Annotated in this window: 19 protein-coding genes; 7 read left to right on the top strand and 12 right to left on the bottom strand. The window is 70.0% G+C overall.

Annotated features, from left to right (window positions below):
• The first annotated feature begins 100 nt into the window (after window positions 1–100).
• Genes ACFWV3_RS05670 through ACFWV3_RS05655 form a run of 4 tightly spaced genes read left to right on the top strand, consistent with a single transcriptional unit; the run spans window position 101 to window position 5,587 of the window.
• Complete coding sequence (locus tag ACFWV3_RS05670; RefSeq protein WP_382408650.1) at window positions 101–1,276, top strand: pyridoxal phosphate-dependent aminotransferase; 1,176 nt, start codon at window positions 101–103, stop codon at window positions 1,274–1,276.
• 23 nt (window positions 1,277–1,299) lie between these two features.
• Entirely contained in the window at window positions 1,300–2,904 is a 1,605-nt protein-coding gene (locus tag ACFWV3_RS05665) for a DUF4331 domain-containing protein (protein ID WP_382408648.1), read from the top strand.
• 26 nt (window positions 2,905–2,930) lie between these two features.
• Window positions 2,931–4,193 carry a tetratricopeptide repeat protein gene (locus ACFWV3_RS05660; protein ID WP_382408646.1) on the top strand — a complete coding sequence of 421 codons (1,263 nt, stop codon included), beginning with the start codon at window positions 2,931–2,933 and terminating at the stop codon, window positions 4,191–4,193.
• Complete coding sequence (locus ACFWV3_RS05655; protein WP_382408644.1) at window positions 4,190–5,587, top strand: nickel/cobalt transporter; 1,398 nt, start codon at window positions 4,190–4,192, stop codon at window positions 5,585–5,587. The genes ACFWV3_RS05660 and ACFWV3_RS05655 overlap by 4 nt, the downstream gene beginning before the upstream one ends.
• 70 nt (window positions 5,588–5,657) lie before the next feature.
• Here ACFWV3_RS05655 and ACFWV3_RS05650 read toward each other — a convergent pair whose 3' ends face one another.
• Window positions 5,658–6,416, bottom strand: coding sequence for an anti-sigma factor family protein (locus tag ACFWV3_RS05650; protein WP_382408642.1), 759 nt, complete (start codon window positions 6,414–6,416; stop codon window positions 5,658–5,660).
• A 205-nt stretch (window positions 6,417–6,621) separates the two neighbouring features.
• Window positions 6,622–7,371 (bottom strand): TetR/AcrR family transcriptional regulator, encoded by a 750-nt coding sequence (locus ACFWV3_RS05645; RefSeq protein ID WP_382408640.1) that lies wholly within the window; start codon window positions 7,369–7,371, stop codon window positions 6,622–6,624.
• A 97-nt stretch (window positions 7,372–7,468) separates the two neighbouring features.
• Between ACFWV3_RS05645 and ACFWV3_RS05640 the strand changes: the two genes are divergently transcribed.
• The gene (locus ACFWV3_RS05640) at window positions 7,469–8,407 is read left to right on the top strand and encodes an ATP-binding cassette domain-containing protein (protein ID WP_382408638.1); all 939 of its coding nucleotides are present in this window, start codon (window positions 7,469–7,471) and stop codon (window positions 8,405–8,407) included.
• Entirely contained in the window at window positions 8,404–9,183 is a 780-nt protein-coding gene (locus tag ACFWV3_RS05635; protein ID WP_382408636.1) for an ABC transporter permease, read from the top strand. The genes ACFWV3_RS05640 and ACFWV3_RS05635 overlap by 4 nt, the downstream gene beginning before the upstream one ends.
• Here the strand turns inward: ACFWV3_RS05635 and ACFWV3_RS05630 are convergent.
• Window positions 9,100–9,840, bottom strand: coding sequence for a lipopolysaccharide kinase InaA family protein (locus ACFWV3_RS05630; protein ID WP_382408634.1), 741 nt, complete (start codon window positions 9,838–9,840; stop codon window positions 9,100–9,102). The two genes, ACFWV3_RS05635 and ACFWV3_RS05630, sit on opposite strands and share 84 nt — an antisense overlap.
• An 83-nt stretch (window positions 9,841–9,923) precedes the next feature.
• Window positions 9,924–10,778 (bottom strand): bile acid:sodium symporter family protein, encoded by an 855-nt coding sequence (locus tag ACFWV3_RS05625; RefSeq protein ID WP_382408632.1) that lies wholly within the window; start codon window positions 10,776–10,778, stop codon window positions 9,924–9,926.
• Between the two features lie 158 nt (window positions 10,779–10,936).
• On the opposite strand from ACFWV3_RS05625, the gene ACFWV3_RS05620 reads away from it, so the two are divergent.
• Window positions 10,937–11,719 (top strand): NmrA family NAD(P)-binding protein, encoded by a 783-nt coding sequence (locus ACFWV3_RS05620; RefSeq protein ID WP_382408630.1) that lies wholly within the window; start codon window positions 10,937–10,939, stop codon window positions 11,717–11,719.
• Here ACFWV3_RS05620 and ACFWV3_RS05615 read toward each other — a convergent pair.
• From ACFWV3_RS05615 to ACFWV3_RS05580, 8 genes are all read right to left on the bottom strand, one after another.
• On the bottom strand, window positions 11,713–12,756 hold the full coding sequence (locus ACFWV3_RS05615) for an MFS transporter (RefSeq protein ID WP_382408628.1): 1,044 nt from the start codon (window positions 12,754–12,756) through the stop codon (window positions 11,713–11,715). The two genes, ACFWV3_RS05620 and ACFWV3_RS05615, sit on opposite strands and share 7 nt — an antisense overlap.
• Before the next feature lie 143 nt (window positions 12,757–12,899).
• The gene (locus ACFWV3_RS05610; RefSeq protein WP_382408626.1) at window positions 12,900–14,240 is read right to left on the bottom strand and encodes a cellulose binding domain-containing protein; all 1,341 of its coding nucleotides are present in this window, start codon (window positions 14,238–14,240) and stop codon (window positions 12,900–12,902) included.
• A 279-nt stretch (window positions 14,241–14,519) separates the two neighbouring features.
• The gene (locus ACFWV3_RS05605; RefSeq protein WP_382408624.1) at window positions 14,520–14,861 is read right to left on the bottom strand and encodes a hypothetical protein; all 342 of its coding nucleotides are present in this window, start codon (window positions 14,859–14,861) and stop codon (window positions 14,520–14,522) included.
• Entirely contained in the window at window positions 14,858–16,117 is a 1,260-nt protein-coding gene (locus tag ACFWV3_RS05600) for a choice-of-anchor P family protein (RefSeq protein ID WP_382408622.1), read from the bottom strand. Before ACFWV3_RS05600 ends, ACFWV3_RS05605 begins: the two co-directional genes overlap by 4 nt.
• A complete protein-coding gene (locus tag ACFWV3_RS05595) occupies window positions 16,114–16,767 on the bottom strand; it encodes an ABC transporter ATP-binding protein (RefSeq protein WP_382408620.1) in 654 nt (217 codons plus the stop codon). The genes ACFWV3_RS05600 and ACFWV3_RS05595 overlap by 4 nt, the downstream gene beginning before the upstream one ends.
• Complete coding sequence (locus ACFWV3_RS05590) at window positions 16,764–17,456, bottom strand: ABC transporter ATP-binding protein (RefSeq protein WP_382408618.1); 693 nt, start codon at window positions 17,454–17,456, stop codon at window positions 16,764–16,766. Before ACFWV3_RS05590 ends, ACFWV3_RS05595 begins: the two co-directional genes overlap by 4 nt.
• Window positions 17,453–19,270, bottom strand: coding sequence for an ABC transporter permease (locus ACFWV3_RS05585; RefSeq protein WP_382408616.1), 1,818 nt, complete (start codon window positions 19,268–19,270; stop codon window positions 17,453–17,455). The genes ACFWV3_RS05590 and ACFWV3_RS05585 overlap by 4 nt, the downstream gene beginning before the upstream one ends.
• A complete protein-coding gene (locus ACFWV3_RS05580; protein ID WP_382408614.1) occupies window positions 19,267–20,670 on the bottom strand; it encodes an ABC transporter substrate-binding protein in 1,404 nt (467 codons plus the stop codon). The genes ACFWV3_RS05585 and ACFWV3_RS05580 overlap by 4 nt, the downstream gene beginning before the upstream one ends.
• Window positions 20,671–20,826: the final 156 nt, after the last annotated feature.

Below are 20,826 nucleotides of genomic sequence, written 5' to 3'. Positions count from 1 at the left end.
AGACCGTTCCGAGACCTCGCCGACACTGACCCGTGAACCGGGATGAACATCGGCACGTATGCCCCGGTGTCGGAATCGGACCGAGGGACGGAGTGATCGCGTGCGCCATGGTGTGGACTCGGGTCTTTTCCAGCAGACCGCGCACAGCCCGTCCTATTTCGAGCTGTCGAGGACCGGCGCCGGCGAGCTCGTCGACTTCTGCATCCCGTGCAACCCGTACTTCCCGACCCCGCAGATGTTCGAGGAGCTCTCGAAGAACCTCGAGGCGGTGCTGAAGTTCTACCCGAGTGACTCGTCCAAGATCGCCGCGCAGCTCAGCGCGGTCCTCGGGCTCAACCCGGCGACGATCGCGATGTCGAACGGCAGCACCGAGCTCATCACGTGGATGGACCACATGTGGATCCACGAGAGCGTCGCGGTCCCGATTCCGACCTTCGGGCGCTGGACCGACCAGCCGATGGAGAGCAACAAGCGCGTCGACATGTTCCTGCTCCAGGAGAGCACCGGCTTCGAGCTCGACGTCGACGAGTACATCAAGTTCATCCGGGCCCGCGGCAGCAAGGTCGCGGTCATCTGCAACCCGAACAACCCCGACGGCGGGTACCTGCCGCGCAGGGAGATCATCCGGTTCATGGACGAGCTCGCCGACCTCGACCTGATCGTGATCGACGAGTCGTTCATCGACTTCGTCGAGGTCGAGCGGGTGCCGTCGGTCGCGGCGGAGGCGTCCATCCGGCCCAACGTGGTCGTGCTGAAGAGCCTCGGCAAGAACTTCGGCCTGCACGGCATCCGGTTCGGCTACCTGGTCGCGAACCCCGGCCTGGCCGGGAAGATGCGCCAGACGCTGCCGAAGTGGAACCTCAACTCCCTGGCCGAGACCGTCGTGTTCATGCTGGCGGAGCACGAGGCGGAGTACGCCGAGAGCCTGCGGCTGCTCTCCCGCGACCGCTACCGCATGGGCATGGAGCTCTCCCGAATCCCCGACCTGACCGTGTACTCGTCGCAGGCCAACTTCCTGCTGGTCAAGCTCGGCAACGGCATGGACGGCCGCGAGCTGCGCGACCACCTGCTGTCGCGGCACCAGGTCTTCATCCGCGAGTGCGGCAACAAGCTCGGCATGAGCAGCCGCTTCGCGCGCCTGGTGGTGCGGCCTGAGCACGACGTCGACCGGCTGGTCGAGGGCATCCGCGACTTCACCCAAGCGAGGTGGACGACAGACCACGCAAGCCATTCCAGTCATTCCAGCGAACCGTCGCTCCTCATGCACAGCGCCTGAACCCCTCGAAAGGCAGACCAGAGATGTCATCACCGCACGTCCTCAGCGGTCGGCGCGGCCAGGTGGCCGCGGCCGCGCTGGTGGGCGCAACCCTGCTCAACGCGGCGATGTTCGGTGGCACCAACGCCACCGCCTCGTCTCACCGCGAGGCACCCCTCGTCGCGGGTGACCCGGCCGTGGACAACACGGACCTGTACGCGTTCGTCAGCCCCGACCACAAGGACACCGTCACGCTGGTCGGCAACTGGTCGGGTTTCCAGGAGCCCAACGGCGGCCCGAACTTCTTCCCGTGGGCCGAGGACGCGCAGTACGACTTCAACATCGACAACGACGGCGACGCGAAGCCCGACATCACGCTGCGGTTCACCTTCCGCACCGACGACCTGCGCAAGAACAACACGTTCCTCTACACCAACGGCGTCGTGGACTCGCTCGACGACGAGAACCTGTTGTTCCGCCAGCGCTACGAGCTGGAAGCCATCTACGAGAACGGCCAGAAGGTCAAGCTCGTCGACAAGTACGCCGGCAAGGTCGCGCCGTCCCCGAACGGCGCCGCGTCGATGCCGGACTTCAAGAAGCTGCGCGACCAGGCCACCGTGCAGATCCCCGGCGGCGGCAAGGTCTACGTGGGCCCGTCCGAGGACTCGTTCTTCGCGGACCTGCGGGTGTTCGACCTCCTCTACGGCGGCAACCTGAGCGAGGTCGGCCAGGACACGCTGCGCGGCTACAACGTCAACACGATCGCGATCCAGCTGCCCAAGCACGCGCTCGCGTTGAAGAACGACATGCACCGCAACCCGAACATCGGCATCTGGAGCACCACGCAGCGCCGCTCGATGAAGCTCTCGCCCGGCAAGGCCGAGGCGGTCGGCGACTTCGTGCAGGTCTCGCGCCTGGGCAACCCGCTGGTCAACGAGGTCGTGGCGCCCGCGGGTCTGAAGGACGCGTTCAACGGCCTGCGCCCCGACCAGGACGCCGGCGTCAAGGAGCTCGTCGACCGGGTCGTGAACCCGGAGCTGCCGAAGCTCGTCGAGCAGATCTACAAGATCCCGGCGCCGCAGGGCCAGCGCGACGACCTGGCCGAGATCTTCCTGACCGGCATCACGAAGAAGCTCGGCGCGCAGATCGACGCCGACCTGAACTCGCAGATCAACAACGCCGACGCCGACAAGAACAGGTTCCGCCCGGCGGAGATGCTGCGGCTGAACATGATGATCGACCCGAACGCCAGCCCGAACCGCCTCGGCCTGCTCGCGGGGGACACCCAGGGCTTCCCGAACGGCCGGCGCCTCACCGACGACGTGGTGGACATCGCCGTGCAGGCGATGGAGGGTGCCGCGGCGTCCGGCAAGATCGTCGACGCCCTCGCCACCGGCGACAAGGTCGACGCGAACGACCAGCCGTTCGAGCCGAACTTCCCGTACGTGGGCCTGCCCCGCAACGGCACGGCCGTGAACGCGTCGGGCACCACGGCCGAGGTCGCGGTCAACCCGGTCGGCAAGATCGGCAACCTGGACCCGATGGCGATGACCACCGCGGTCGGTTCGGCCGCCGTGTTCGGCATCGGCTTCTTCCTGTGGCGCAAGCGCCAGGCCTCGATCCGCAAGTACGGGTCGCACTCGAAGTGAAGTACCAACAACGGCAAGCCGTCGCGGTGGGTCTCCTGGTCACCGCGGCGCTTGCCTACCTCGCCGCCTCCGGTCCTGCCGACAGCAGGGCCGGGGGCGAGCCCCCTGTTCCGGCCGTGGCGCGGCAGAACCAGATGCACCGGGTCGTGCACCAGCTCCAGCAGCGGCTGCACACCGTGCCCCAGGACACCGCGTCCTGGGCGCAGCTCGGCGCGTCCTACGTGGAGCTGGCGCGCGTCACGGCGGACCCCGCGTACTACGCCAAGGCCGAGGGCGCGCTGAAGAACGCCGGCGACACCGGACTGGCCGCCGTCGGGTTCGGCACGCTGGCCAACGCCCGCCACGACTTCTCCGCCGCCCGCGACTGGGGGCAGAAGGCGGTCACGGCGCTGCCGTCCTCCGCGGAGGCGTACGGCGTGCTGGCGGACGCGCTGACCCAGCTCGGCGACGACGCCGGTGCCGAGGCCGCGGTGCAGAAGATGCTTGACCTCAAGCCCAACACGGCGTCCTTCGCCCGTGCCTCCTTCCACCTGGAGCTGCACGGCGACGTCGACGGCGCCCGCGACGCGATGAAGCGCGCGCTGACCGCGTCCTCGACGCCGGAGGACATCGCGTTCTGCCGCTACCGGCTGGGCGAGCTCGCTTTCGACCACAACCGGCTCGACGAAGCCGCGCAGCACTACGAGCAGGGACTGGCGGCGAGAGGAGACGACATGACGCTCACCCAGGGCATGGCGAAGGTCGCGGCGGCACGGGGTGACGTCCCGGCCGCCCTGGAGGACTACCGCAGGCTGACCGCCCGCGCTCCCCTGCCGCAGTACCTGCAGGAGTACGCGGAGCTGCTGGAGGCGAGCGGGAAGGCCGACGAGGCCGCGAAGCAGTACGAGGTGCTCACCGAGCAGCAGCGGCTGATGGAGTCGCAGGGCGCCTTCGACGACCTCGCCGCGGCCCTGTTCGCCGCCGACCGCGGTGACGGCGCGCAGGCGCTGCGCCGCGCCGAGACGGAGTGGAGCCGCCGCCAGAGCGTGTTCGTCGCCGACGCGATGGCATGGGCGCTGCACACGAGCGGCCGCGACGCCGAGGCGCTGGGCTACTCCGACCGCGCGATGGCGCTGGGGTGGCAGAACGCGACGTTCTCCTACCACCGCGGCATGATCCTCGCGGCGCTCGGCCGGGTCGGCGAGGCGCAGGAGGCGCTCGTGCAGGCGCTGCGGCTCAACGCCAACTTCTCCCCCTTGCAGGCGCTGAAGGCGGGTCGCAAGCTCGCGGAGCTCCGAGGCGACAGGTGAGCCTGTCCAGCTGGGTGGTGCGGCCCGTCCTGGTGCTCGCGTTGCTGCTCGCCGGCATCTTCCTCATCCGCGGCGAAGCGTCCGCCCACCCGCTGGGCAACTTCAGCGTCAACCACTACCACGGGCTGCACCTGCACCCGGACCGCGTGGACCTGCGGTCGGTGGTCGACGTGGCGGAGATCCCGACGCTGCAGGAGAACCTGGCGAACCGGGACGCGCGGGAGTGGTGCGAGGAGGTGTCGCGCACCGACCGGTCCACCGCGGACGGGCGGCAGATCACCTGGACGCTCGCCAGCTCCGCCAAGGAGCACCCGCGGGGCCAGGCCGAGCTCAGCACCACCCGGCTGGTCTGCGAGTTCACCGCCAGGGTCGACCTCGACCGCCCGACCCACCTCGAGTTCCGCGACGAGTCCAACGCCGACCGGGTCGGCTGGCGCGAGATCACCGCCGCCGGCACCGGGGTCAGGCTGACGGGCTCGCAGGTCCCCACCGAGAGCATCAGCGACGAGCTGCGCTCCTACCCGGAGGACCTGCTCAGCAACCCGATGGACGTCCGCTCGGTCGCGTTCAACGCCGAACCGGGCAGCGGGTCCGAGCCGAAGAAGGCGTCCGGCTCCCCCGTCCAGTCGTTCAGCGTCATGGCCGCGGAGCTCAACGACATCCTGGGCAGCGACGACCTCACGCCTTGGCTCGGCTTCCTGGCCCTGCTGCTGTCCCTGCTGCTCGGCGCGTCGCACGCGGCGCTGCCCGGCCACGGCAAGACGCTCATCGCCGCCTACCTCGCCGGCCGTCAGGGCACGCCGAGAGACGCGGTCATCGTCGGCGCGTCGGTCACGGCCACGCACACCGGTGGCGTGCTGGTGCTCGGCCTGGTGATCAGCGCGTCGTCCGCGCTGGCCGGCGAGCAGGTGCTGCGCTGGCTCGGGCTGGTCAGCGGTGTGCTGATCACGGTGATCGGCGTGATGCTGCTGCGGTCGGCGCTCTCGACGACCCGCGAACCCGTGCTCGTGGGTGCCGGACACGGGCACGGCCACGGACATGGGCACGGTCATGGCCACGGGCACGGTCATGGGCACGGCCACGGGTACAGCCGCGCGAGCCTGGTCGGCATGGGCGCCGCCAACGGGCTGGTCCCCTCGCCGTCCGCCCTTGTCGTCCTCCTGGGCGCGATGGCGCTCGGCAGGACCTGGTTCGGCGTGCTGCTGGTGCTCGGCTACGGAATCGGCATGGCGGGCACGCTCACGGCTGTCGGACTGCTGCTCGTGAAGGCACGGGAACGCGTCGAGAAAATCCTGGACGGCCGTGCCACCCGTGCTCTCACGCATTACGCACCCGTCGCGACAGCCGCCATGGTGATCGTCGTCGGCGCGTGGCTCGCTTTGCAGGCCGTGTAAATCACATCAATGCAACTCGAAGGGCCCGGATTCCGTCGGAATCCGGGCCCTTCGAGTGTTTTTCCGTCCCCTACAGGTTCGCCACCACGAACGTCTTGCCGTCCGCGGTCTCGACCGAGATCGACTTCACCTGGTCCGGCGCCACGCTGACCATGCCCCGCACCTTGGAACCCTCGAGCCGCTGCTTCTCGGTCGTGGTCCAGGCGAACGCCTCGGTCTTGGTGCCGTCCGTCCCGACGACGAGCAGCCTGCACTTCTGCGCGGCCGGCAGCCCGTCGATGTTCGCCGTCACGAGGTAGCGGTCCTGCGATGAAGGCGCGATCTCCGCCACCATCTTGATCCCACCCGCCGTGGCCTCGCCCGTGCGAGTCGCGGCGATGTTCGAGCCCGGTGCCTCGTTGTTCATCAGCACCGCGGCGCCCCCGAACGCGACCACCGCTGCGACTGCAGCGGCGGCGAGATAACCCGGCCAGCGCCGGGGCTTGGCGTGCTGCGGCTCGGGAAGCTCCTCCACCGGCCGCGGACTGGCTCTCCGGCTCGGAGGATCGGCCACCCGCGGCTGCGGGATGGCCGACTCCTGCCTGATCTGCCGCAGCGTGCGCTGCAGCACCAGGTCCGACGGCTTGGGCAGGTCGTCCTCGAGCTCGTGCAGGAATGCCTCGCGTGGCACCTCGTCGAGCGCTGTGCGGATCAGACGGAAGTCGGCGACCTGCGCACGGCAGGACGGACAGCCCATCAGGTGCTGCTCCACACCAAAACTCTCGTGCGCGTCCAGAACGCCGAGCGCGTAGCAGCCAAGGGTGACCGCGTCGTGCGCGCCAGCTGTCATACGACCTCCTCGTCGTCCCGATTTGCCCCCGCGGCGAAACGGTGTCACAAGGAAAACGGGCAGATAGGAGTGGTTGGTTCAGCCCGCGAACGAGTTCATTCTGATATCGCATAACAATGGCATTACGTGACCGCCCGACTACGGTTCCGGCCTCGCCTGAGCAGCGCTTTTCACTCGATCGGACGACTCAAGGTGTCTTGAATGGCTACAGGCACGTAGATCGACGAACTGGAGGCCGTTCGGCGGATTCGAGGAACGCCTCCAGGCCGTCCAGGACCCGCGCCAGACCGAACTCGAACTCGTCCAGCGGCCGGTGGAAGCCGCCGGAGCTCCAGATGTGCGTCGTCATCGGCAGCCGCTCCGGGGTGAAGTGCTCCCACAGCTCCTCGCGGCCGCTCCACCAGTCCTCCTCGGAGACCCCGGTGTCGCGCTCGGCCTGCACGCGGTCGGCCATCGTGCGGCCGACGCCGTCGACGAAGTGGCTGACCGTCGTCACGACGGAGACGATCTCCTCCGGCGCCAGCCCCAGCTCGGACACGACGGCGTACGCGGCGTCCTGCCGCGTCATCGCCCGCGGGCCCGGCATCCGGCGCGAGGTCGTCAGCTGCAGCATCCACGGGTGCGCGCGGTACATCCCCCACACCTGCCGCGCGAAGAACTCCAGGCCGTCGCGCCACGGGCCGGCCGGAGCGGGCTCGGTCTCGCCCCACACCGCGTCGACCATCAGGTCGAGCAGCTCCGACTTGCCGGGGACGTGCCGGTAGAGCGACATGGCGGTCGTGCCCAGCGTCTCGGCGACCCGGCGCATGGTGAGCGCGTCCACGCCCTCGGCGTCGGCCACCTTGATGGCCGCCTCGACCACCCGCGACTGGCTCAGCGAGGCCTTCGGCCCCCTGGTCGGCTCGGCCGGCGGCTCCCACAAGAGGCGCACACTGCGGTCCCGATCGCTCTTCACCCAGCCCCCTTCACAACATCCTTGCTGTGAATCCTAGAACCGTGTACAACGTACACTCTGTTTACTTCGTACGCAGTTAGGTCTTGGGGGTGATGTCGTGGGAGACGCGGTGCTCGCGGAAGGCCTGCGCAAGAGGTTCGGGGACACCTGGGCGCTCGACGGGTTCGACCTCGCCGTACCGGCGGGAACGGTGTGCGGGCTGCTCGGCCCGAACGGCGCCGGGAAGACGACGGCGGTCCGGATACTGGCCACGTTGCTGCGCCTGGACGGCGGCAGGGCGGAGGTCGCGGGCCACGACGTGGCGCGCGAGGCTCCGGCCGTGCGCCGCCAGGTCGCGTTGAACGGCCAGCAGTCCACGGTCGACGACGTGCTGACCGGCCGGGAGAACCTGGTGATGTGGGGCCGGCTCTACCACCTGTCGCAGCGCGAGGCGGCCGCGCGCGCCGACGAGCTGCTGGCGCAGTTCGGGCTGGCGGACGCGGCGGACAAGCGCGTCAAGCAGTACTCGGGCGGCATGCGGCGCCGGCTGGACCTGGCGTCGAGCTTCATCACGCGGCCGTCGGTGCTGTTCCTGGACGAGCCGACGACCGGGCTCGACCCGCGCAACCGCGGTGAGGTCTGGCGCGAGGTGCGGCGGGTCGTCGCGGAGGGCACGACGGTGCTGCTGACGACGCAGTACCTCGACGAGGCCGACCAGCTGGCGGACCAGATCGTCGTGCTGGACGCCGGCCGGGTGGCGGCGCAGGGCACACCGGAGGGGCTCAAGTCCCGGCTCGGCGGCGACCGGATCGAGGTCGTCGTCCGCACCGCCGAGGAGCTGCCGGTCGTCCGGGACGTTCTCGGGCAGGACGCCGAGGTGGACCCGGACGGGTTCCGGGTGAGCGCCGCGGTGGCCGACCGGGTCGCCGCGCTGACGCGGATCACGTCGGCACTGGCCTCCCGCGGTGTCGAAGCCGAGGACATCGCCCTGCGGCGGCCGACCCTCGACGAGGTCTTCCTGGCGATCACGGGACACCGGGCGGGGGTGCGCGCATGAGGTACGCGGTCGTCGACTCGTGGGTCGTCGCGAAGAGGGACCTGATCCACTGGGTGCGCGAACCGGTGCGGGTCTTCGCGAACCTCGCCTACCCGGTCATCTCGGTGCTGATCTTCGGGCTGGTCTTCGGCAGCGCCATGAACGTCTTCGGCGGCGGCGACTACATCGAGTTCCTGCTGCCGGGCATGTTCGGCCAGACCATCGCGTTCGGCGTCGGCACCACGCTGCTGATGGTGTCGATGGACGCCGACCGGGGCGTCACGGACCGGTTCCGCGCCTCGCCGATGTCGCAGACCGGCGTGGTGGCCGGGCGCAGCGTCGCGGACCTGGTGAACTCGTCGCTGGAGCTGCTGGTGCTCGCGCTGTGCGGGCTGGTGATCGGCTGGTCGTTCCACGACGGGCTGCTCGACGCGCTGGTGGCGTTCGCGCTGTTGCTGTGGCTGCGGTTCGCGCTGGTGTGGGTCGGCATCTACCTGGGCCTGCTGGTGAAGCCGGAGGCCGCGCAGGCGTCGTGGATGTTCCTGTTCCCGTTGACCATGTTCGCGAACACGTTCGTCTCGCCGGAGCTGATGCCGGGCTGGCTGCGGGTCGTCGCGGAGTGGAACCCGCTGTCGTCGACCGTCGCGGCGGCGCGGGAGCTGTTCGGCAACCCCGGTGTGGGCGGCGACTCGTGGGCCGCGCAGCACTCGCTGCTACTGGCCGTGCTGTGGCCCGCGGTGTTCGTGGCGGTCTTCTGGCCGTTGTCCGTGCTGCGGTACCGCGACCTCAGCCGCTAGGTAGTCGGTCCGGAACTGGTCGGCGAGCCACCTCCCGAGCAGCCGCCGCCAGTTCCGGACCCTGGTCAGCTGCTCCGGCCGCAACGTCCGGTCGTCCTCCCACTCCTGCCAGTCCTCGCTCGCGAGCCACCCGATGCAGCCCGCGATCCGGTGCACCCGCAACAGGGTCAGGTCCGGCGTGTGGCCGTACCCGGTCCAGAACGCTTGCGGCAGCACGGTTCCGTGCAGGTAGAGGTGCTCCTCGAAGGCGGCGAGCTCGTCGAGCGGGTTGCCCTGGCCGGGGTTGTCCCAGTCGATCAGCGTCGCCTTCCCGTCGCCCACGATGATGTTGTGGAGGTTGACGTCGTTGTGCAGCAGGCCGACGCGGTGGATCCTGCGGAACGCCAGGCCGATCGCGCGCCAGACCTCTTCGGACACGGGCAGCGCGTCCGCGAGCGTCGTGCCCTCCACGTACTCGACCAGCACGTCGCCGCGTCCGTTGTGGGCGAGGACCTCCGGCGCGCCGGGCACGACGAACTTCGGCAGGTCGCGGGCGATCTTCGGCTGGCGCAGCACGGCTTTGCGCCCGTCGGCCAGCGTGACGAGGTGCAGGACGTTGGTGAGCCCCTCCCCCGCCAGCGGTTCGACGCGGACCGCGGTCCGCAACAACGGGAACATGGACCCACTGTGTAGCAGCGGACAGGTCAGGCCGCGGTGAACGGCAGGGGCGCGCACCGGCGGTCCACTCGCGAGACCGCTCGTCAGACCGCCGTCCTGGTGCGGGACAACAGCCGTGCCGCGATCGCCGCGGGCAGGTACATCAGCACGCCGTACACCGCCGGCGGGATCGCCATCGTCTCGTCGTCGAGCACCGTCAACGCCAGCGTGATCGCGATCGTCGCGTTGTGGATGCCGATCTCCATCGCGCTCGCGATCGCCTGGCCGCGCTCGACCTTGAACGCCTTCGGCACGTAGTAGCCGATCAGCAGGCTGATGGTGCTCAGCAGCAACGCCACCGGCCCGAGCGTCGCGATGTTGTCGATCAGCTGCTGGTAGGCCTGCGCGATCGCGGCCAGGATCACGAGCACCAGCACGACGACCGACGCGACGCGCACCGGGTCGTTCATCCTCAGCGCCCACGCCTCGAACCTGCGGCGCACCAGCATGCCGAGCGCCACCGGCACGAGCACGATCGCGAACACCTGCACGAACTTCGCCGGCTGCAGCCCGACCTCGGCGTCGTCGGCCATGAAGTGCGCCATGCTCAGCCCGACCACCAGCGGCAGCGTGAACACCGCGAGCACCGAGTTGATCGCCGTGAGCGTGATGTTGAGCGCCACGTCCCCGCCGGCGAGGTGGCTGAAGAGGTTCGCCGACGTGCCGCCCGGCGAGGCGACGAGCAGCATCATGCCGACCGCCAGCACGCCCTTCAGCCCGAACGCGAGCACCAGCCCGAGGCAGATCGCCGGCAGCACGACCACCTGGCACACCAGGGCGATCACGGCCGCCTTCGGGTACTTCGCGACCCTGGCGAAGTCGGCGGCGGTGAGGGTCAGGCCGAGCCCGAACATCACCAGGCCCAGTGCCAGGGGCAGGAAGATCTGGACGACGAGCACGGCGGCCTCCGCGGATGTCCGGCTTGTGCAGTTTGATCTGTTCGGAAGATCCTGGCGTTACGCCCGCCCCGGTGGAATCGGCCAGGTGGCGGCACGAGCCCTCCCGGGTGTGATAGTTCTGTGGAAAACCTTCTGGGGGCGGAATGAAAACGGCCGTGGTGACCGGAGCGACCGGCAAGCAGGGCGGTGCCGTGGCACGGCACCTCGTCGCGGCGGGGTGGGACGTCCGCGCGGTGAGCCGCAACGCCGGCGCGGTCGTGCCCGGCGCGACCGTCGTCGTCGCCGACCAGGCCTCGCCGGAGTCGCTGACCAGCGCGTTCTCCGGCGCCGACGCGGTGTTCAGCGTGCAACCCGCCCCGCACGACCCGCGCGCTCCGCAGGGCTACTCCCCCGCCGTCGAGACCCGCTGGGGCCGCAACGTCGCCGACGCCGCCCTGGCCTCGGGCGTCGGGCACCTCGTGTACGCGTCGCTGGTGAACGCGCGGGACGAGAGCGGCGTAGCGTCGTTCGACAGCAAGTGGGAGGTCGAGCAGCACATCGCGGCCATCGGCGTGCCCACGACCGTGCTGCGCCCGACGACGTTCATGGACGGCCTGCACGCGCCCGGCCTGCCGAAGCTGACCCACCTGCTGCACCCGGAGGTCCGCTACCACCTGATCGCCGTGGACGACATCGGCGCGATCACCGCCGCCGTGCTCGCCGACCCCGCGCGGTTCGCCGGCTCGTCGCTGACGCTGGCCGGCGACCTGCTCACCCCGGTGGAGATCGCCGGCCTGATGGGCCTCGAGTACGCACAGGTCCAGGTGGACGACCCGGAGCTGCGCAAGGTGTTCTCCACCCACCCCGAACCGGCGGTGGACATCGAGGCGCTGCGCACCCTGCATCCCGGGCTGCGCTCGTTCGCCGAGTTCCTGGCGGAGCACCGCTCGCCCGATCACTGACGGCGCCAGATCACCACCGCCACCACCAGGACCAGCACACCGATCGCGAAGGCGGCCCCGAACACCCACAGCCCGTAGATCGCGAACGCCACGAACTCCGACCCGATCGCGGCGACGGACGTGACCGTCGCCCGCGCGTCGGACTCGATCCGGTGCTGCAGCTCGGTCTCCACGTGCACGAGCACAAAGCGGTAGAGGCCGTAGAACAGTCCCAGCAGGACGATCGCGACCGGCACGGCCAGTGCCGCCGCCGCGATCAGCACCAGCCCGGACGCGAACAGCACCCAGCCGCGCAACGGCAGCCGACCGGCCGCCGAGGCACCGGCCGCCCCCATCAGCGGAACGCCGATCGTCGCCAGCGGCACCCACACCGTGGGCACGTGCCAGTCCTGCGCGAGCAGCGTGAAGTACTCCTCGAACGCGTCGATCGCGTACACCAGCGCCACGGCGAGCACGGCGCGTTTGACCGGCACGGTCTCGCGCAGGCCGGTCTTGAGGGTCTCCAGGTACCCGGCTTCACCGTCCTCGTCGGACCCGCGCGGCGGTTCGGGGAACCGCAGGGCGACCACGGACGACGCCAGGCACATCGCGACGGAGATCCAGCCGGCCAGCTGGTACCCGCCCAGCGAGAACAGCGCCGTGGCGATGACGGCGACCGGCACCTGGGCGATCAGCTCGATCGTGTCGACGCGGGCGTTGAGCTTGCCGTACCGCTCCTCGTCGCCGTTGGCCGCCAGCCCGTCGTAGAGCAGCGCCTCGAACGCGCCGGACTGCAACGTGCCGCCCAGTCCCCACAGGACGAAACCCGCGGCGAAACCCCAGAACGACGGGAAGACGACCCACGCCGCGTACCCGAACGCCTGCAGCACACCGGAGGCGACCAGGGAGCTCCGCCGCGAGAAGCGGTCGGCGATGGCGCCGGAGGGCACCTCGAAGACGACCGCGGTCAGCGACCAGACGGCGAGCAGCACCGAGATCTGGGCGTCCGACAGCCCGCTGTCGGCGAAGAGCAACGCGTACAGCGCGTAGATGGGCACGAGGTGCGAACACCACGCCCACGCCGTCGCGGTCCGGGAGAGATCAGGTGAAGATCAATGTCGTCGGCGCATGGCACAAGGGTAAGCCGTCAGCGCCACCGAATAAATGGCGCTGACGGCTCGGGGTCGTGCGGTGTGCCGGATCAGAACCCGGCGGTGATCTTCGTGAACGCCAGCTCGGCCTGGCCGATGCCGGAGCACCCGGCCGAGACCTGACCGTCACAGCCGCCGCGGTCGCGGTTGACCGACCAGAAGGCCAGTCGCCCGAGGCCGTTCGACTTCGACCAGTCGCGGATCGCGGTCCAGTCGTCGACGGTGGTCAGCTCGCGCTGGTCCGACAGGCCGTTCATGCCGGAGATGCCCACGTGCTTGAACGCGTCGGCGTCACTCCAGCCGAAGGTCGACTTCAGCTTGTTCTTGAGCCCCGTGGCCGCACCGATGGTGTCGTTGCGGACGTTGGAGCTGCCGAAGTCGAACGGCATGATCGTGAACACGTCGATGTTCGCGTTCAGGGCCTTGGACTGGTCGATCAGACGGGCGCCGTAGAAGTTCGGGCCGGTGGTGCCGGTGCCGAACGTGACGATCGTCTGGATGCCGGGGTTCTTCTGCTTGACGATCTTCAACGCGGTCAGGATCCGGTCCTGGACCGTGGTGTTCTCGAACTCGTCGGAGTTCTCGATGTCGATGTCGATCGCCTTCAGCCCGTAGGCGTTGATGACCTGCTGGTAGGCGTCGGCCAGGGCCTCGGGGGTCGAGCAGTTCGGGCCCAGCTTGTTGCCGCTCCAGCCGCCGAACGACGGCACGATGTCACCACCGGCCGAACGAATGGCGTTGATCGTCTGCTGGTCGACGCCCCCGGTCAGCGGACGCGAGCTGTCCCAGGAGGGAGAGCAGCCGCCGCCGGAGAGGACGAACGCCAGCGTGAACCACTTGACGCCCGTGGCGCTCATGACCTGAGTCGCGCTCTGCGGGTTGCCCCAGCCCAGGTACAGGTAGGGCGCGCCGCGACCGTTGCCGGGCAACGGCGGGTTGGACGTCGTGGTGGTCGTGGTGGTGGTCGTCGTCGTGGTGGTCGTCGGCCCGGAGCCGCCGTCGCACGACCCACCGTTGATCTTGCAGTTGGACGGGCTGCCACCCGAGCCGCGCACGGTGAAGCCGAAGCTCGCCGAGCCGCCCACGGGGACACTGCCGTTCCAGGTGTTGCGGACAGTGATGTTCTGCCCGTTCGCGGCGTAGCTGCCGTCCCACAACGACGCGATGGACTGCCCGCTCGGAAGCGTGAACTCGACGGTCCACGACGAGAGAGCGGACCCACCGCTGTTGGAGATGGTGTACTTGGCCTCGTAGCCGCTGCCCCAGTCCGACGTCTTGGTGAACGCCGCCGTCACACCGGTCGCGCCGCTCGCGGGAGCGGCGAGAACACCTCCGACCACGGTCGCCATCGCGACAGCCGCGGCCAGGAACTGCCAGCGGAACTTCTTCATTGCACTCCGTTCACGTGCAGGGGGTACGTGACGGAGTGCACGTTAACTGGTCTAAACCACCTGTTTCAAGGGGATGAACCGGACATCGTCGTGGCTCGTCACGGCGTTGCGAGAGAACGCTCTCATGCTCGGTCCACTTGGAATGGTGGCTGAGTTGCAACCGACGAAAGTCGCTGAGGTGCATGGAACCGGTTACGCGTTTCGGCCCGCCCGACCGGCGTCCGAAGGCACCGCGTCCGCCGCCGTGCACGAAGAACTGTATCGGTTCGGGCCAGACGGCTAGAGACCGGTCAGCTGCTGGGTCTTCTCGGCCTCACCACGCGCCCCGCGCTCCGCGTCCCGATCCTCAAGCAACTGCAACAACGCGTAGGTCGTCTGCCGCTGCTCCTCCACCAGCTTCACCAACCAGGACCCGAAGTACAAGAACCCCCCGATCCCGATCAGCCCGAGCCCCAGCACCCCACCCGACACGACGTACGGCATCTGCTCCCACACGTACCCGGTGTGCGCGACGCCCCACCAGGCGAACAGGATCGCCGCGACCCCTGCCGTCATGAGCAACGTCCCGACGAGCCCGAGCCCACTGCGCATCCGCGCCCGCCGACGGTCCTGAATGGTCATGGCTTCACCCGCAGGTCGGGGACACCGGTCGGGTGTCCGGAGGGACACGGCGCACCGCCGAGCAGGAAGGAACCGAACGACTTCATCCCGAACGCACAGGCCGCGGCGACCCCGAGCCCGCCGACCACCAGCAACGCCGGCACCCCCGGGAAGTCGAGCAGCGAGCCGGAGCGGGACCGCGCGTTCGCCACCGGCGTCACGGACTTGGGCGGCGAGTTGCCCACCACCGGTGCCGAGCCGGGGATGTCCGACGAACCGGGCGCCGAGGCATCAGGCGGCACGAGGGGCGCGACCGGCGCGGGAGCATCGACAGGCGGCAAAGCGGAGAAGACCGAGGCGTTGGCCACGGCCTCGGTGTCGCCCACGATCACCTCGAGCTTGCGCAACGGGTTGAGCAGCGGCGCCAGTTCCTTCGGCAGCAGCGGTGCCAGCACGCCGTCGAGGATCGTGCCGAGGCCCAGCTTGGTGCGCAGCACGGCCACGTCGACGGTCAGCTTCAGGCCGCGGCTCGACGAGGTCGCCGAGGTGCCCTCCTGCTTCGTGCCGGCCGAGGGCCAGGTCAGCGTGACGCCCAGCGGTTCCAAGGCCTTCAGCAACCCCTCCGGCGGCGCGGCGGGAGACGGCACGGGGAACTTCTGGCCCAGCACCACCACCTCGGCCACCGCGAACGTGCTCGTGCCGGTGCCCTTGCCGCCGTCGCTCACGGCGACCGACTCGAACTTGACGCCCGAGAGCACGACCAGGCCGGACAGCAGTGAGATCGTCTGGGCGGACGACACGGCGGTGGACCGCGCTTCCGACGCCGACACCGTGCTCACGCTGGACGAAGCCAAACCCTCCGCGGTCAGCAGGAACGGCACCTCCTGCCTGGCGCCCGCGAACGACTCGGCGCGGGAGGCGCCGGCGGAGGCCTTCATGCCCGACTTCGACTCGTCGGCGGGGCCGCCGGGGTGAGCGGCGTTGACCTGGACCGGGTAGGCGAAGCCGAGCAGCTGCGGCAGGCCCGTTCCCACGGCGGCGCCCGGCCAGACCGAGCTCGCGACCGACCGTCCGATCGGGCCGGAGCCCAGCTCGGTCTGCGTGTAGGACAGGTGCACCTCGCCCTGCGGTTCGGCCGGCACCGGCAGCAGGTCGGTCGTCAGCAGCACCGAGACGGGTGTCGCGCGGGCCGACAGCGTGAAGCCCCCGATGTCGGAGGCGGCACGCGCCGGTGCCGGCGACAGCAGCAGCAACAGGAGAACGAGCGCGTACCTCATGACGCCCCTCCGAAGTAGACGGTGGCGAGGTCGGAGTCCGCGGAGATCTCGCCGTGCGCCATCACGACGACCTGGTCGGCCACGGCGGAGGCGGTCTCGGCGAACTGCTCGACGATCAGCATCGTGACGCCGGACGTCGCCAGCTCCGCCACCACCTCGTACAGCTCGGCGACGATCACCGGCGCGAGTCCCATGGACAGCTCGTCGATCACCAGCACGGCCGGGTCGGTGATCAGCGCGCGGGAGAACGCGAGCATCTGCTGCTCGCCGCCGGACATCGACCCCGCGAGCTGCCGGTGCCGGGCCTTGAGCTTGGGGAACCGCTCGTAGACGACGGACGGGTCGCCGCGCATCAGCCGCAGGTTCTCCGCCACGGTCAGGTTCGGGAAGATCGCGCGGCCCTCCGGGATCGTGCACAGCCCGGCGCGCGCCAGCTCGTCGGGCGCCGCGTCGTTGACGTGCACGCCGCCGAGGTGGACGTGGCCGCTCGACGCGCGCAACTGTCCACTCAGGACTTTGACCAGCGTCGACTTGCCCGCTCCGTTGGGGCCGAGCAACGCGGTGACGGTGCCGCGCGGCACGTTCAGCGAGACGCCGCGCAGCACCTCGATGCGGCCGTAGCCGGCGTGGACGTCCATCAGGTCGATCATCCGAGGTACGCCTCCCGGACTCCCTCGTGCGCGCGCACGACGTCGGGCGTGCCGGAGACCAGCAGCTGACCGAGGTTCAGCACGTGCACGGTGTCGCAGTAGCCCATCACCAGGTCCATGTCGTGCTCGACCAGGACGACCGACCGGCCCTCGGAGCTCAGCTCCCGCAACAGCTCGCCGAACGCGTCCGTCTCGGCGCGGTCGAGCCCCGACGACGGCTCGTCGAGCAGCAGCAGGCTCGGCTCGGTGGCGAGCGCGCGGGCCAGTTCGAGCAGCCGGGCGGCACCGGTGGGAACGGTGTCGGCCTGGTTGCCGGAGAACTCCGCGATGCCGACGCGCTCCAGCAGGTCCGCGGCCAGCCGAGGAGACCGGCGGCGGCTTTCCAGCGCCACCACGACGTTCTCCCAGACCGTGAGCGACCCGAAGACCTCCAGGCGCTGGAACGTGCGCGCCACACCCATCCTGGACCGCTGGTGCGGGCCCTTGGAGGTGATGTCCTCGTCGTCGAGCAGCACCCGGCCCGCCGACGGCTTGCGCAGCCCGCTGATCACGTCGAACAACGTCGTCTTGCCCGCGCCGTTCGGCCCGATCAGCCCGGTGACGCCGGGTTCGACCTTCAGCGTCACGTCGTTCACCGCGGTCACCTCGCCGAAGCGGACCGTCACGCCCTCCACCCGCAACGTGCTCATGCGCGCCGCCAGGACCAGGCCCGGAAGAACCAGCTGACCAGGCCGTTGGGGTCGCGGGACAGGCCGGCCGCGGCGACGCCGAGCAGCACCACCGCCACGCCCGCGAACACCGGGAAACCGCTCTGCAGCACGGGGAGCAGCATCAGCAGCATGCCGCCGAGCAGCGCGCCGGACACCGACGTCACCCCGGCGATCACCGCGAACAGCAGCAGCGGCAGGTTGTTGAACAGCTGGAAGTCGCTCGCCGCGACGGTTTCCCGCAGCTGCGCGAAGAGACCGCCCGCGAGCCCGGCGATCCCGGCCGACAACGCGAACACGCCGACCCGGATCCAACGCACGTTCACGCCGAGGGTCGCGCACGCCGCGGAGCTGTCCTTGACCGCGATCATCCTGCGCCCCAACCGGCCTCGGCGGATCGCCAGCACGCCGATGCCGACCGCCACGAACACCCCGGCGACCAGCAGCAGCTGCCCGGTCGCCGACCCGACCAGCTTCGGCACCTGCAGGCTGCCGCGCACGCCGAACGCGATGGGCGACTGCAGCACCAGCTTGTCCATCAGCTGCGCGAACCCGAGCGTCGCCAGCGCCAGGTACAGCCCGCTGACCCGCAGCACGGTCAACGCGATCAGCGCGCCGATCACCGCGGCCACGAGCGCACCGGCGAGCAACGTCAGCGGCGAGGCGGACCCCAGCCGTGCCACCGTCACCGCTCCCACGCCGACGAACGTGAACTGCCCGAGCGACACCACCCCGCCGTACCCGGTGAGCAGCACCATCGACAGCAGCACGATCCCGAACACCAGCCCCAGCGCGAGCTGTCCGGCCACCACCGAGTCGACCAGCAGCGCGAGCACCACGACCACGCCGGCGAACAACCCCGCGCCGACCCCGGTGGTCAGCGCGTTCGGCACCGCCACCCCGCGCGCGCCCCGCACACCGCCGATCCGCAACGGCGACTGCGGCATCGCGAGCAGCACGACGAACAGCAGCAACGCCGGGATCGCCGCGCGGAACGCGATCCAGCCCGGCGACGACGGCAGGTACGCGACGGCGTAGGACTGCACCAGCCCGAGCCCGAGCGCGCCCGCGAACGTCCACGGCAGACTCTTCAGCTGCCCGACCAGTGCCGCCGTGTACGCGGTGATCACCAGCAACGTCATCGTCACGTAGTCGAGCTGCACCACCGGCGTCAGCAGGATGCCGCCCAGTGCCGCCAGCGCCGACCCGATCGCCCAGCTCAGCGCGGACAACCGGTGCGGGCGCGTCCCGTACAGCGACGCCAGTTCCGGCGCGTCGACGCAGGCCCGCATCGCGAGCCCGGTGCGCGTCCGGTTCAGCAGCACGTAGAGGCCCGCCGCCACCAGCACGGCGCAGGCCAGCGTGACCAGGTCGTGCCCGCTGACGTACGACTGTCCGATGTGGATGCCGAGCTCGTCGAGGAACGGCCGCACCGGACGGGCCTGCGGCGGCCAGATCACCTGCGCCACCCCGATCAGGCCGACCAGCACGCCGACCCCGGCGACGAGCGTGATGCCGACGGGCGCGCCCGCGAGCCGGCGCATGACGAACCGCTCGACCAGCAGCCCGAACAGCGGCGCGGCCACGCCGACCACCAGCAGCAGCGCGAGCCACTGGGGCAGGCCGCGGTTCTCGGCGAGCTCCCAGTAGAGGAACGCCATGACCATGCCGATCGCGCCGTGGCCGACGTTGAACACCTTGGAGGTGCTGTAGGTCAGCACGAGCCCACCGGCGACGACCGCGTACGCGCCGCCGGTGACCAGGCCGAAGATGGTGTAGGCGAGGAGTGCGGTCATCCGCCGACCCCCGTGTCGATCAACGACCCGCAGGAGTACCCGGACGCGGGTGCGAGCCGCGACCAGGCACCTCCCTTCAGCCGCACGAGCGTCATGCAGGCCGAGGTCCGCTTCCCGCCGACGTCCTGCGGCGCGACCATGCCCTCCGCGGTGAAGTCGTGCACGCTCCGCACGGCGTCGATCATCGCCTTGCGGGTGAGCTGCGGCCCGATCTTCGCCGCGGTCTGCACGAACAACCGCGCCGCCGCCCAGGCGAACATCCCGAAGTAGGAGGGCGCGGCACCCGGCGCCACCCGGCCCAGCCACTGCTTGTACAACGCCACCTGCGCGTTGTTCTCCTCGAACAGCGCGCCGTTCGTGTAGACCACGGTGCCGTCGACCGCCGCGCCGCCCTGTTTGAGGTACTGCGGGTCGTAGGCGCTCGGGTCGGTGATGAACGCCTCCGGCGTGAACCCCTGCTGCCGCATGGCCTGCTGCAACCGCACCGCGTACTGGGCCGACCCGATCCAGTAGACGATCTTGGTGCCGGTCTCCTTCAGCTTCGCCACGTACGGCGCGTAGTTGACGTCGGTGATGTCGATGGCCTGCGAGTACACGAACTTGATCCCGCGCGCCTCCGCCGCCTTCTGCATGCTCTTGGCGTTCTGGGCGCTCGCGTCGGCGTTGAGGTAGAGGTACGCCGCCGCGCCGACGGCACCGGGGAAGCTCTGCTTGACGAGGTCGGGACCGGCCGACGACACCAGGTTCACGACGTTGGACGCGACGCCGAAGCTGTTGGCGGTGCGCTGCCGTTGCGCGGTGACCGTCGAGGCGCGCAGGTCGGGGATCCCGCACCCCGCCGCCGCGGGTCCACCGCCCTGGTCGAACGCCGACATCGACCCGACGAGCGCGAACGCCTGCTCGCAGGCCTGCGAGGTGGCCTGCTGGTCGCCGCCGCTGTCGGTGCGCGAGTCGAACGAGACGAGCTTGAGCTTGCGCCCGCAGATCGAGCCCTGGGTGGCGTTGAAGTACTCGACGAACGCCTTGGTGGCCTGCTGCGCCGACTGGAAGATGCCGGGCACGGGGCCGCTGATGTCGGAGATGTTGGCGATCGTGATCTCGCCGGCGGTGACGCCCTTGTCCGTGGCACCACCGGTTCCCTGGCACGCGCCCGCGAGGCTGCCGGGCGGGTTGGGCTGCTTGTCCGGCTGCTGCGGGTTGTTCGCGCCGGCCTGGTCGGCGGTGCCGTCCGTGCCGGGCGTCGCGCCGTCCTCCTCCTGCACGACGCCCTGGTCGGTGCCCGTTCCGCCACCTCTGGGCACGACCAGTGCGGCGCGTTGCTCGTCGGTGAGCCTGCTTCCGCAGCCCGCGAGCAACGCGCAGATCACCACCATCGGGATCAACGCGGTCCAGCGACGCATGCATCCGGACGCTAGGCCACTGCATCAATCCAGGCCGGGCCGCCGACCTGCGTTTTCACCCAGGTGGCCGACCCGATTTCTAGAACACGTTCTATCTGCAAAGAATCGCGAGAAAAACCGTCACCAAACCGCAGTTGGCTCGTTGAAGGAGGCCGC

The organism is Lentzea sp. NPDC059081 (assembly GCF_042738015.1).
Lineage (GTDB): Bacteria > Actinomycetota > Actinomycetes > Mycobacteriales > Pseudonocardiaceae > Lentzea.
This window is presented reverse-complemented; position numbering and strand designations above follow the sequence as displayed.